At 66.2% G+C, this 13097-nt stretch carries 9 protein-coding genes; 4 read left to right on the top strand and 5 right to left on the bottom strand.

The features are described from left to right. Nucleotides 1-139 precede the first annotated feature (139 nt). Together lspA and VD972_RS29240 are read right to left on the bottom strand one after the other, a co-directional pair. Nucleotides 140-643 (bottom strand): signal peptidase II, encoded by a 504-nt coding sequence (gene lspA, locus VD972_RS29235; RefSeq protein WP_324992046.1) that lies wholly within the window; start codon nt 641-643, stop codon nt 140-142. Nucleotides 644-760: 117 nt separating this feature from the next. After that, complete coding sequence (locus VD972_RS29240) at nt 761-910, bottom strand: DUF5953 family protein (protein ID WP_324992054.1); 150 nt, start codon at nt 908-910, stop codon at nt 761-763. Nucleotides 911-939: 29 nt separating this feature from the next. On the opposite strand from VD972_RS29240, the gene VD972_RS29245 reads away from it, so the two are divergent. The 3 genes from VD972_RS29245 (at nt 940) to VD972_RS29255 (ending at nt 4771) form a co-directional block, all read left to right on the top strand. After that, nucleotides 940-1305, top strand: coding sequence for a PadR family transcriptional regulator (locus VD972_RS29245; protein WP_324992047.1), 366 nt, complete (start codon nt 940-942; stop codon nt 1303-1305). Then, nucleotides 1305-3917: an ABC transporter permease gene (locus VD972_RS29250; RefSeq protein ID WP_324992048.1), complete on the top strand. Its 2613-nt coding sequence runs from the start codon at nt 1305-1307 to the stop codon at nt 3915-3917. Before VD972_RS29245 ends, VD972_RS29250 begins: the two co-directional genes overlap by 1 nt. A gap of 200 nt (nt 3918-4117) precedes the next feature. Beyond that, complete coding sequence (locus tag VD972_RS29255) at nt 4118-4771, top strand: pyridoxal 5'-phosphate synthase (protein ID WP_324992049.1); 654 nt, start codon at nt 4118-4120, stop codon at nt 4769-4771. A 99-nt stretch (nt 4772-4870) separates the two neighbouring features. Here VD972_RS29255 and VD972_RS29260 read toward each other — a convergent pair whose 3' ends face one another. After that, on the bottom strand, nt 4871-6097 hold the full coding sequence (locus VD972_RS29260; RefSeq protein ID WP_324992050.1) for a hypothetical protein: 1227 nt from the start codon (nt 6095-6097) through the stop codon (nt 4871-4873). Nucleotides 6098-6604: 507 nt separating this feature from the next. Then, complete coding sequence (locus tag VD972_RS29265) at nt 6605-10528, bottom strand: tetratricopeptide repeat protein (protein WP_324992051.1); 3924 nt, start codon at nt 10526-10528, stop codon at nt 6605-6607. 670 nt (nt 10529-11198) lie between these two features. On the opposite strand from VD972_RS29265, the gene VD972_RS29270 reads away from it, so the two are divergent. Then, entirely contained in the window at nt 11199-12284 is a 1086-nt protein-coding gene (locus VD972_RS29270) for a tetratricopeptide repeat protein (protein ID WP_324992052.1), read from the top strand. Between the two features lie 418 nt (nt 12285-12702). Here the strand turns inward: VD972_RS29270 and VD972_RS29275 are convergent, their stop codons facing one another. Then, nucleotides 12703-12951, bottom strand: a complete 249-nt coding sequence (locus VD972_RS29275) for a hypothetical protein (protein ID WP_324992053.1) — start codon at nt 12949-12951, stop codon at nt 12703-12705. Nucleotides 12952-13097 lie beyond the last annotated feature (146 nt).

A 13097-nucleotide genomic window follows, 5' to 3' on the forward strand; every position in this document is an offset into this window, starting at 1 on the left:
AATCCGCCGCCGAGGATGCGCGGCAACCGCAAGTAGCCCCGCGAGGCTTCACTCCGGGCCCTCACTGCTTGCGGCCCGGAGGGACGCCTGGCGCCTGTCTCCTGTCGTCATTCTCGCCGCCACCGGCCGCAAGAGCGCCTCAAGCCAGGGAGCCGCCCGGGCCAGAGTCCCCGTCTTGTGCTCCAGGGCTGTTCGACCTTCGCACGGCCAGGAGCAGCAGTCCGCCGCCGAGCATGATGGCCACGTCCGCCACGTTGAAGATGCCCGTGCGCAGTGAGCCGATGCCGAGGTTCAAGAAGTCCACGACGCGTCCATCGTTCATCAGGCGGTCGATCCAGTTGCCCACTCCACCGCCAGCAATCAGCGCGAGCGCCACGGCGTGGAGACGCCCGAGCCAGCGGCTCGTCACGAGGTAGAACAGCATGTAGAGGAGGAGCAGGCCCACTCCCGCCGTGAGCAGCCAGAACTGCACCGGGCGAGGAAGGCTGCCGCCAAGGCCCAGGAACGCGCCGGGATTCTCGGCGAAGTCGAGCCGCAGGAACCCGCCCAGGAACGTCTGGGCCGGCTCGTCGCGGAGCTGCGAGATGGCCAGCTGCTTGGTGGCCTGGTCGCAGCCCACCGTCCCCGCCAGGACCAGCGACACGATCGTGAGTCGATACCAACGAGCCAGAGGAGCCATTCCCCAAGGATGCCAGACCTCCTCTTCCCCATCCAGTGTGCAGGCTCGAGAAGCGAGCCCTGAGACAACCCGCCGCCTTACTCAGCGCTGAGTCGCGCGCCCGCCAAGCTCCGGGAAGCGCTCATAGGCATGCATGAGCGTGTCCAGATGCGCGGGCAGGTCGAGCTCCAGCGGCGCCTCCGCGCGTCGCCCGAAGAACCCTGGCAGCGCACCGCGCCACGGGTTGACAATCTACCAGAGGCACACGACACTCAGGTAGAATGTCGACCATAAACGTCCCACCGCCCCGAGGTTCCCTGCTCCAGGGAACGCTTGATCTCCTCATCCTCCGCATCCTGGCCCTGGGGTCTCACCACGGGCACGGCATTGCGATGGCGATCCAGGCGCGGTCCGGTGACACGCTCCTGGTCGACCACGGGTCGCTCTATCCCGCCCTGCAGCGCCTCGAGAGCCGCGGGTGGATCAGCGGCGCCTGGGGAATCTCGGACAACGGCCGCCGCGCGCGCTTCTACTCCCTCACGGCCGCTGGCCGGCGACAGTTCGCCGTTGAGAGGGGGCGTTGGAACCGCCTCGTGGAGTCCATCGCCCGTGTCATGGAACCGAACAGCACGCCGGAGAAAGCCTGATGTTCGGACGCCGATCCCAGCGCGACTTCGAAGACGAGATCCGCGCTCACCTCGAGCTCGAAACGGAGCGGCTGCGCGCGCAGGGTCTTTCACCCCAGGATGCCGAGAGCGTCGCGCGACGCAATTTCGGCAACGTCGGCAACGTGGAGGATCGGTTCCGCGACGCGCAGCCATTCGCGGGGGTCCAGGGCTTCGGTCGCGACCTGAGCCACGCGCGTCGGGCGTTGCTGCGCACACCGGGTTTCCTCGTCACCGCCGTTGGCACCCTCGCTCTCGCGATCGGCGCGGTCGCCGGGATGTTCAACGTCGTCAACACGGTCCTGCTGCAACCGCTCCCCTTCCACAACCCGGACCGGCTGGTCGCCGTCGCCGGCTCCGCTCCGGGATCGGATCTCCCTGAGCGCTTCGACCTCGGGATGGAGTTCTACCTTCATTACAAGGAGCACTCGACGCTCATCGATGGCCTCTGCATGGTCGGCGCGGGCACATCGACGCTGCGCACGGACAGCCGCGTCGAGCGCATTCCGATGGCGTGGCCGACCAACGACCTCTACCCGCTGCTCGGCCTGCGCCCGCAGCTGGGGCGCCTTCCCGTCCCGGAGGATGATGACGACGTCGTGCTCATCAGCGACCAGCTGTGGAGCAGTTGGTTCGGACGCGATCCATCGGTCATCGGGAAGTCGTACTTTGTCTCGGACGGCATGAAGCAGGTCATTGGTGTCATGCCCCCGGAGTTCCGCTTCCCGAGCGATGAAACGATGCTCTGGGTCTCCACCCCCATTCGGGTCGAGCAGGTTCGTCCCGGCCAGTTCGGCGCACTCGTCCTTGCCCGCATGAAGGAAGGAGTGACACGGGAGCAGCTCGCCCTGGAGCTGACCAGACTCTCCCAGGAGCTCCCCGCGCGCTTCGGCGGCCCACCCAGCTACGCCCGTCTGATCGAAAAGCACCGCGCGGTGGTGGAGCCGTTGCTGGACCGCATGGTGGGTCGCACGGCGCGCACCTCGCTGTGGATGCTGCTGGGCGCAGTCTTCATCGTGCTCCTCATCGCCTGCGCCAACGTCGCCAACCTGTTCCTCGTGCGGGCCGAGGGCCGCGGCCGCGACATGGCAGTCCGCCGAGCCCTCGGCGCGTCGCGGGCGCAGCTCGTCCGGCTCCAGATCGCGGAGGCGTTGATGGTGGCGGTACCTGCGGGCGTCTTCGCCGTGTTTCTCAGCGCGGTGACACTGCCGCTCTTCCTTCGCGCGGCGCCGCAGGGGATTCCGCGGCTCGACGCCGCCGCAGGCCTGGAGCTCGCGACGGTCGCGGCCACGTTCGGGCTCGTCTTGCTCGCCGTGCTGATATCTGGCGCCGTCCCCGCGCTGCGCGCAGCGTCTCCCGACCTCACGAGCATGCGTGACGGGGGCCGGGGAACCACAGGCCGCCGTTACTGGGTTCGCAACATGCTGGTGGTCGGGCAAACCGCGCTCGCGCTGGTACTCCTCATCTGCTCCGCTCTGCTGGTTCAGAGCTTCCAGCGACTGCGCAACGTGGACCCCGGCTACGAAACCGACGACATCTACACCTTCCAGTTCGCGCCCGACCAGCAGCACCTCACCGACGGACCCGCCTGGGGGCGGCTGCACGTCACCTTCATGGAGCAGCTGCGCGCGCTCCCAGGTGTGACGGCGGTCGGTCTCGTCAATAACATTCCGCTCGACGAAGGAACGGCCGCTGGGCGATTTCTCTCCGACGCCATGTCCGATGAGGGAGGCGGCGCGCTGCTCTACCAGAACTTCACCGCGGGGGACTACTTTCGCGTGATGGGGATCGAGTTGCTGCAAGGGCGTGCGTTCACGGATGACGAAGCGTTCACGCCGAACAACAACGTCATCGTCAGCCGTTCGGTGGCCACCAGGCTCTGGCCCAACGGGAGTCCGCTGGGCCAGCGTATCCGTCGCATCACCGGCGACAACACCGCTGTACCCTTGACAGTCGTCGGTGTGGTGGAGGACGTGAAGCAGGATGATTGGCGCGATGCCGGTGAGGCGGTCGTCTACTTCCCGCTCACCGGTCCGACTCCGAGTTCGTGGAGGATGAGCTCGCCGGCGTACGTCCTCAAGTCGTCGCGCGCCGAGACGCTGCAGCGCGAGGTGCGCGAGCTGGTACGCCAGATTGCCCCCGAGGCTCCGGTGTACCGCGAGTACACGATGGAGTTCCTGGCGCGACGGTCCACGCTGGAGTTGTCGTTCACGATGTTGACGCTCGGTGTGATGTCCGCGCTCGCGTTGATCCTCGGCGCGGTGGGACTCTACGGTGTGCTGTCGTACGTCGTTGCCGCGCGGACCCGTGAGATCGGCGTGCGCATGGCCCTCGGCGCGACGCCGGGGAGCGTGCGCAGACAGGTGGTGTCGCAGGGGACGAAGGTCGTTCTCATCGGCGTGGTCATCGGCGTCGCCGTGGCCCTCGCGTCCACGCGCTTCCTCGGCGCGCTGCTCTACGAGGTCAAGTCGCTGGACCCGGTCGTGTTCGCGCTGATGTCGGTCATGATGATCGCCATCGGGATGCTCGCGAGCTACATGCCCGCGCGGCGGGCGAGCAGCGTCGATCCGATCGTGTCGTTGCGCAGCGACTAAGCGACTTCGGCTGCTCGACGAAGAGGAGCGGGACCGGCAATCCTTGAATCACGGTGCTGGTGGGCGCGGGGCTCGCCTCTTGCGGTTGCTGCGGGTTCGATTCCCGCCGCCTCCATCCCGCCCTGAGTCAACGAGGGCAGACTGAGCCCGTCACGCCAGCTATCGTCTGCGGGCAGTCAGGCTCGGAATAGGAGGATGGGTTGAGTCAGCGCAAGAGGCTGCGGGAACTGCCGGTCCTCCAGGGCCCTTTGCCCCGCTTTGACACGGACACGGCTCCAGCAGAGCCCGTGGCACTCTTCGAGCAGTGGCTCGCCGAGGCGATTGCGGCCGGCGTGCCTGAGCCCCACGCGATGACAGTGTCCACGGTGGATGAGGAGGGCCACCCGGCCGCACGCGTCCTCATCCTCAAGGACGTGAGCGCGGAGGGTTGGGCCTTCGCCTCGTCGAGGGAGTCCGCCAAGGGCTCTGACCTCGCGCAGACACCCTGGGCCGCGCTCACGTTCTATTGGCCTCTGCAGGGGCGGCAGGTGCGCGTGCGAGGGCCTGTCATCACAGGCTCGGCAGAGCAGAACGCGGCGGATTTTCTCGCCCGTCATCCTGCCGCGCGCGCGGCCGTGTTCAGCGGACGCCAGAGCCAGCCGCTTCCCTCTCGCCAGGTGCTGGAGGATGCGCTCGCCGAGGCGCAGCGGCATGTCGCAGAGGAGCCTGGCCGTGTGGCACCCGTGTGGACCGTGTACACGGTGCAGGCGGATCGCGTGGAGTTCTGGCAGGGCCACCCTCATCGGATGCACACGCGTCTGCGCTATCGGCAGAGAGCGGAGGGCCCGTGGGAGCGGGAACTTCTCTGGCCCTGAGAACGGCGCAGCGGTCCTGCACGGGGGCGCCAAGGGCTTGGGTTGAGCTAAAAGCAGCAGGTGTCCACGGAACTGAACTGGGGCAGTCTCATGCTCGGCTCAGGGCTGCCACGAGACATTGAGGTTGGTGAGGTAGAGCGTGTAGTCCTGGCTCCCGAGCGTCGCCGGGATGAAGAAGTAGCCGGTCTTGTTGGCAGGGAACGGGAGCTTCTGATTGGCCCACAGCCCCGCGGCGTTGAGGCTGTCGCTGGAGACGAGCCTGTTGGTGAGCTTCTCCCGGACCGTATAGCTGATCTCGGCTGTATCCGAGACGGTGATGCGGAAGGAGTAGGTGACGTTGTTCCTCAGCACGTTGGGTGTGCAGTGGCCGGTGACCGTGCTGAATGTGGGCGAGAAGGCTTCGATCATCACCGAGGTCGCTCCCTGGCCGCAGCCGGACTCGCCGAGGAGGATGCCCAGCCCGTCATGGGCTGTGCTTGCCTCGATGTTCGAGAAGTTGAGGGGAAAGTCCCCATGAATCCCGATGGCGATGTGCTCGTGCTGGGCCGGCGAGAAGTAGTCCGGTGACCACACGTCGAAGCTCAGGGTCTGACGGTGCGTGCCTGTCGGCTTGGGCGTGCTCATCACGCTGCGATAGCCGACGTAGTAGTTCCGGAAGCCGGGTTCGCTCTGGCACGTGGCGTTGTTGCCACAGCGCCGCGCAAGGTAGTGGCCCCCGGGGATGACGGGGTACCCGTCGAGTCCGCTGCCGGGAATCCCCGAGAGGGTCGAGGTGTGCTGCACGTAGCCGGCGATGTGATCGTACCCCCAGCCCTGCGCCATCAGGTTCTGGGCCTCCGCGGCGGAGGCCGTATAGGTGTGGACCAGATCCCCGGTGTTGGCGTTGAACTTCGACAGCCGGTAGAGGGCCATGGAGCCAGGCACCTGCTGCGTGTGGAGGTGGCCTTCACTGCCTTCCGGGACGTAGCCGTTGTTGAGCACGTAGCTGAGCTCGTCGGGGTAGTTGTCGGTCAGGTACACGTGCTCGAGCTGGGGCGGGCCCTTCCAGTAGCGCCGGAAGGGTGAGGCGGTGGGCTGAGAGTAGCGCTCGACATAGGCGAGGATGCCCCGGGAGACGTAGCCGTTCTGGGTCGAGTTGAAGGACTCCTGGTAGTTGAGGGTGTAGAAGTTGTCGGTAATGCCCGGGTTGTAGGTGTGGTGCAGCGGCGCAAGCGGCGGAATGGGTTGATACGCGATCGCCGCGAGCGCCTGCGAGGAAGCTGCCAACACGAGCAGGATGCCGGTGCCCCATCCCGCTCGGAGTGTGTTGCCAGGGAGCATTTTCATGCTTAACAGAGTCGAGACCCCGGTGGTGTGACGCCAGCGGGACCTCGGGGTGGGTTGACTGTCTTGGGGAAGGCCGGTCAGGGAAGAGCCGCGAGGTAGCAAAATGACGCACATACAGGGAAGGCCATGTGTCCAGCGAGAAGGCCGGCGCAGCGTCGCTGCAGGAAAACTGCACGTCCGATTCGATGAGCAGCGTGGAGGAAACGGACGGTGGGTGAGACTCGGCGAGAGGGCGAGCGAGAGCGGACCTTCGCAGCAGGCGCCGACGAACCCGAGCGGCACCGCGCCTCTCGCCGACTCTACTCCTCTGGGGCCTCTAGATAAGCTCCACCGTGCAGCCCTCACCGTTGATGACGGCGAGGCGCCACTTGTACAGAAGGCTTGCCAACGACCTTCCGCCTCCTCCAGAAAGCAGCCCCGGTGCGCCTTGCTGGTGGGCTTCTGTCTGCACGCGGCGCGCTGGCCTCGCTGCTGCTCCTCGCGGCAGCGGCCTGCCGTCAGGACCCATTACATTGTCCCAGAGGAGAGGATCAGCGGGATCTCCACAGCTACCTCTTCCTTGAAGGCCGGGAAGACCATCTGCATGGCGGTCTTCTTGATGCATTTACCCACCGGCGAGGTATCCAGATCCTTACGGTCCAGCTTTGTGCTCTTCACGATGCCTGAGGTCGCTACAGTAGCCACCAGGAGCACTCTCCCACCCCTGAAGGACGGGTTCCTGCGCAGTTCCGTCTCCACGCACCCCTGGAAGGTGCCCTGAGACTTCTCCACCACATTTGCCACATCCGGGGTCACGGGACCGTCCGTGCTTCCCAGGTCATTCGGTACCACCTCCGCGTTCTTGCTCACCGCCTGCTGCCACCACTTCGGTGGCTCTTGGGGGTTGGGAGCCGGTGTGCGCAGCGGGGCATCGCTGCCCACGACGATGAAGGGTGCCCAGTAGTGGGGATGAGGCTGGAGGGCTCGCAGCTCGCGCATGGCCTCGCGCAGGGCGGTGGCTCGCCCCTGCCCCGCGAGCAGGTTGCGGTAGTAATCCTCCATGAGCTGTCGAGTGGTCTCGTCGTTCACCTTCCACAGGCTCATCACCACCGTCTCTGCTCCCGCCACCACGAAGGCCCGGCGCAGCCCGTAGACACCCTGCCCGAGTTTGACCTCGCCTCGGCCCGTGTCGCACGCGGACAGGACAACCAGTTGAGTGCCCCACAGGTTGAGGCTGGCCAGCTCCAGGGCCGTCGCCAGGGTGCTCTCGGGCGGGGGCTGGGTGGGGCTGGAGGCGTCAGGTGCTGGAGCGCTTGACCCAGCCAGGAGCAGCCCGGAGCGCAGCAGGGGATCCGGCGGGCGCGAGGCAAGAGGCTCCTCGCCCAGGGCACCGAAGTGGGCGACGGCACGGGAGTCTGTAGGAGCGGGGACGTCCCCCAAGAAGAAGCCGTGGGTGGCAAGGTGGAGGATGCCAGGGGTCGGCAGGTGCAGCAGTCGCTCCTTGGTGGCCTCCGGACCGAGGAAGAGCTGGGCCTGGGGAAGCAGGCGCTGGATGGCCTTGGCCTCCTGGCGGGTGCCTGGCAATGGGGTGAGGGCCCAGGCTCGGTGCACCGGGTCCTCGCGCAGTGAGGAGAAGAAGCGCTCGATGGCGGAGGAGCGCTCGGCCCGCGCAGAAGCGTCTCCCCGGGAGGGAGCGGGTGCTGGGAGCGAGGCGCCGAAGTCCGGGTCTGCGAGGACGATCACGGAGGAGGCGGGGGCTGTCTCCTCGAGGCGAGGCAGCAGATCCTTGCCGGAGGTGAGGTAGGTGAAGTCGAAGGTATCCACGAGGAATTGGTGGCCATCGTGCAGGGCCGCGAAGGGCACCAGGGCCAGCTGGCCATCCGGTGAGAGGAAGAGGCGATGCGTTTTCCCCAACAGTGAAAGCAGAGGTCGGAAGGCGAGCTGGTAGAGCGCCTGGGCCTGGGGTTGGAAGGAGGCGTCGCGGTTGGCCAGGGCGTCGCGCAGGCGTGCGGCGGCCGAGTCGATGGGCTCGGCGGGTCCTAGATCGCGAGCGCGAATGGTGGCGTCAGGCAAGAGCACCAGCGCCAGGTAGCGCAGTTGGCGGGAGCGCCGTGACGCACGCGTGCCATGTTTGGGCACGCGCGGGCTGTCCTCATAGGTGATGAACTCAACGACGGCGCCGTCCTTGGGCAGGGCCGCAGCGACACGGTCGACAATGTCAGCGGGAGACGGCAGCGCGGCCAGCGCGCGCAGAGGTGCGGAGCGCTTGGCGAGATCGGCATCGAGGGCATCACCCTGCTCGGCGAGCTCTTTGAGCTGTTGTTTGTAGGTTGTCAGTGGCAGTGCGCCAGGGCCTTGGAGCGAGAGCTTGGCCAGTTGGGTGCGCAGCCCGCGCAACCGCTCGAAGGTGTCGTGCTCCTCTGCTCCCAGGCTCCGGTAGACAGCCCGGGAGATGTTGGCCATTTCCTCGACCGAGCGGCCTTTGAGAAGCAGGGCGGCGCCCAATGCCAGACGTCTGACGCGGGCGTCATCTGGATGGGCACGAAGCAGCGCATAGAGGCGTTCCTCGTTGGTGCGCAGAAGTTGGAGGAAGCTGGCCATGCGCGCCTCGGAGAAGCCGAGCGCCTCCTGGCGCAGGCGCTGCTCGGATATGGCGAAGGAGCGTGTGAGCAGCGGAATGGCAGCGCCGAGGCGATGCTGCGCCAACCGGAGCGAGGCGAGGTTGTTGAGTAACAAGCCGACCTCGGGATGATTCTTGCCGAGGGCCGCTTCCTGAATAGCGAGCGTGCGCTGGTAGAGCGGCTCAGCCCGGCCATAGAACCCCTGACTCTTGTAGAGGCTGGCGAGGTTGTTGAGCGAGGTGGCGACCTCGGGATGGTTCTTGCCGAGGACCGCTTCCCGAATGGCGAGCGCGCGCTCGAAGAGCGACTCGGCCCGGCCATACAAACCCTGGTCATAGTAGAGGCTGGCGAGGTTGTTGAGCAAAGCGGCGACGGTGGGATGACCCTTACCGAGGGTCTCTTCCTGAATGGCGAGCGCGCGCTGGTAGAGCGGCTCGGCCCGGCCATACAAACTCTGGTCCGCGTAGAGGCCGGCGAGGTTGTTGAGCGAAGTGGCGACCTCGAGATGGTTCTTGCCAAGGGCCGCTTCCAAAATGGCGCGCGCGCGCTGGTAGAGCGGCTCGGCCCGGTCGTACGAACCCTGCGCCGCGTAGAGGAGGGCGAGGTCGTTGAGCGAAGTGGCGACGTCGGGATGGTCCTTGCCGAGGGCCGCTTCACGAATGGCGAGCGCGCGCTGGTAGAGCAGCTCGGCCTGGCCGTACAAACCCTGGTCATAGTAGAGGCTGGCGAGCTCATTGAGCGAAGTGGCGACGTGGGGATGGTCCTTGCCGAGGGTCGCTTCCCGAATGGCGAGCGCGCGCTGGAAGAGCGGCTCGGCCCGGCCGTATAACCCCTGCTTCCTGTAGAGGCTGGCGAGGTTGTTGAGCGAAGTGGCGACGAAAGGATGGTTCTTGCCAAGGGCCGCTTCAATAATGGTGAGCGCGCGCTGGAAGAGAGGCTCGGCCCGGCCGTACAACCCCTGCTCCGTGTAGAGGGAGGCGAGGTTATTGAGCGAAGTGGCGACGTCGGGATGGTTCTTGCCGAGGGCCGCTTCCCAGATGGCGAGCGCGCGCTGATAGAGCGGCTCGGCCCGGCCGTACAACCCCTGGTCCTTGTAGAGGCTGGCGAGGTTGTTGAGCACTCGGGCGACGTCGGGATGGTTCTTGCCGAGGGCGGCTTCCCAGATGGCAAGCGCGCGCTGATAGAGCGGCTCGGCCCGGCCGTACAATCCCTGGTCAAAGTAGAGGCCGGCGAGGTTGTTGAGCGAAGTAGCGACGTCGGGATGGTTCTTGCCGAGGGTGGCTTCATCAATGGCGAGCACGCGCTGGTAGAGCGGCTCGGCTCGGCCATACAACCCCTGGTCCTTGTAGAGGCTGGCGAGGTTGTTGAGCGACGTGGCGACGGAACGATGGTTCTTGCCGAGGGCCGCTTCCTGAATGGCGAGCGCGCGCTGGTAGAGCGGCTCGGCCCGGTCATACAACCCCTGCTCCGCGTAAAGGAGGGCGAGGTTGTTGAGCGAAGCGGCGACGGAAGGATGGTTCTTGCCGAGGGCCGCTTCCCGAATGGCGAGCGCGCGCTGGTAGAGCGGCTCGGCCCGGTCATACAAACCCTGCTCCGTGTAGAGGAAGGCGAGGTTGTTGAGCGAAGTGGCGACCTCGAGATGTGTGCCTCCAAGTGCCGCTTCCCGCAGCACGAACGAATGCTCGGCCTTCGCAATAGCCTCGGAGTACTTGCCCGCTTCGTAGAGCGCTAGCGCCTCATTGGAGGCCTGCTGCGCCTCCTGCAGCCGCGCGTCCGGTCTGTCCTCCCCGGCCACTGCCCCTGCCGAGCAGCACAGGACTACCACTGTCATCCACCTGAGAACCTGTCGCATGTCTCTGCCTTGGAGCCGACGAGCGGCCAGTAAAAAGCGCTACCGAAGAGCGGAGGCGTGCTTGTCCGAATGGAGAGGAGCAACACTTGCACGAAGGGCGCAGCTGGCGCCGGACTGGTTCTTTTTCATCGCGGTCCTGAGTTCCTCCGATCACAACCCTCCAGAGCCCGTGACTTGGAGAATCATACAGACATAGAGCCCGGCTTGGGGCACATGCCCGCCCTGGCCGCTGTCGCCTGCCTCCACAGCGGCCGCACTCCCAGTACAGATTGAATCAGCACATGCGTAAAGGCGCCGGGGCAGGGATACCTGGTCGCTGGCAAGAGTATGCTGCATGGGGCTCGCCAAGCTTCCAACAGGAGACCCCGTGCGCCGAATGCCTCTCGTAGCCATGGTGTGCCTGCTCCTCATGGGATGCAGGGCACACACTGTGGAGGAGAATCCTTTCGAGGAGGACACTCCTTCCAGGAGTGAAGCTCTCCCTGTGCCTCCTGCCTCACTGCCAACCGCGGTTCAGGAGGAGCTTCGCCTGGCGGCCACGCCTGCCCCGCGTCTTCATCCCGTCCTCCCAACATTGGCAGAGGACGAGGGCCTCCTCGTTGGCACGGTCACGATGCCCACGGATGAAGCAGAGCTCTCCTGCGTGTGGTTGGACGCCCGCCTCCGTAACCCGTCAGCGCCCAGGAAGGAATCCCTCACCCAGGAGACGCCCGCTCACACGCTGTTCAACACGAAGCGGCTGACAGGGAACACCTTCGCGTTTGCTCTGCCTGCAGGCAAATACGCGCTCTTCTCGGCACGCGTCGAGTGCAACCGCGGTGACGGGAGCCCGCCCTTCAAGCTCGAAACCTCGGAGTTCAGCAACTCCCCCTTCGAGGTGACGCAGGGAGCTGTGACCTATTTCGGCTCGATCTCATTCACCGCCCAGTCCTCCGCGGGTGCCCGCTCTGCGGTCAATCTCTCTGCCAGCGGACCGAGCTTCATCATCGAAAACCGATGGGCCAGGGATTCCCGGCTCTTCGAGCAGCGCTTCCCGCTCGTGGACTGGACACAGACGGCCAGGAGCCTCCTGTTGTGGGACCTGAAGTCCCTGCCAGATGACTCCCCGCGACCAGAGAGGCTGGGCCGTCTCCTGCAACAACCCATCGAGGCGCTCCCCAAGACCTCGCGACGGAGCAAGCAGACCGTCGCCTGGGCCGCGTCGGCCGCAGAGCTGGAACAGGCTTGCGAACGCGGAGCCGCCGAGGCTTGCTTCAAGCGCGGCATCCTCCTCTTGGATGAGGGCGTGGCCACCAGCGAATCCCGCGCGCCCAGCTTCTTCGCGAAGGCCTGCGGGGGCGGGATCGCCTCCGGGTGCTTCAACCTCGCCACGCTCAGCTTTCAAGGCCGTGGCATGGCCTCCCCGAACCTGTCTCGCGCGGTCGGGCTCTTCCAGCGGTCATGCCAGCAAGGCCTGGAGCTGGGCTGCTTCAGTCTGGGGGTGATGTACGAGGAGGGTCTTGGGGGAGTGTACCTGTCGCAGGATGTCAAGCAAGCCATCCGTCTGTATGAGCAGGTCTGCACGAACGGTGAGGCCGAAGGCTGCTTTGCCCTCGGCCTCATCTACGCGAGGGGCAAAGGGGTGATCCGGGATCCGGCTCGAGCGCTCACCTTGTTCGAGAAGAGCTGCACGAGCGGCCACCCGCGAGCCTGCCTCGCGGCGGCGCAGCTCAAGGAGCAAGCGATGGAGAAGTGAGCTCATGCGGAGCGCTGGCCACGAAGCCCAGCACGCACCGCGAGGCCCAGCGCTCCGCACGTCCGCCATGTTGCACGTATGTCGCAGGAGCCTGCGGAATGTGCTGTGACAGGGCGGGACGAAACGGGACGCGGCGGGATAACGACTTCAAGGCATTCCGGCGGTTACGAGGTAAGGGCTGAGGTAAGGGTGCGATTCTGCTGAGGGTTTCGCACCGTCCGGAGCGAGTTCGATTCCCGCCGCCCCCATTCCGAGAAGCCCAGCAATCTTGGCACGGGCCGTTGGTACCACGGCAGGTCCACGCGCTTCGATCCGCAGGGCAAGGGGCTGGGCGAGTGGCTCCGCTCGCGCCACATAAACATTCCCGAGGCGCTGCTGCGCGAGGGGCAGGGGTGAGACACCCGGGCCCACTCCGAGACTACGGAGTTAGCGAGACATCCGACAGGGCGAAGTCATCCATCGTTGTGGTGCCGACTCGGTCGAGCGACAGCCCCACGCTGATGGCCGTGGCGCCCGAGGGAGCAGCCGGAGTGCTCCACTCGGTGAAGCCGTAGCTGCTCCGCGTGGGGAGCAGGGGCCTCTGCGCCCAGAACTGCCAGGCCCCCGAGCCATCGCGGTAGTAGGCCTTGAGGCGGGTGGCGGCCGTGGCCTTGTACCAGCCGGACACCTTGTACGGTCGCGGGAAGCGTGATGCCCCGGATGCTGAGCCCAGACGCGGTCAGGTTGTTGATGTGGAGCGGCCCGACGCCGGTGTTGTGGATCGTGGCGCGACCCCACTGGGAGCCATAGAGCACCATCGTGTTGAGCGGCTCG

This window comes from Hyalangium sp. (assembly GCF_035629615.1).
In the GTDB taxonomy this organism is placed as follows: domain Bacteria; phylum Myxococcota; class Myxococcia; order Myxococcales; family Myxococcaceae; genus Hyalangium.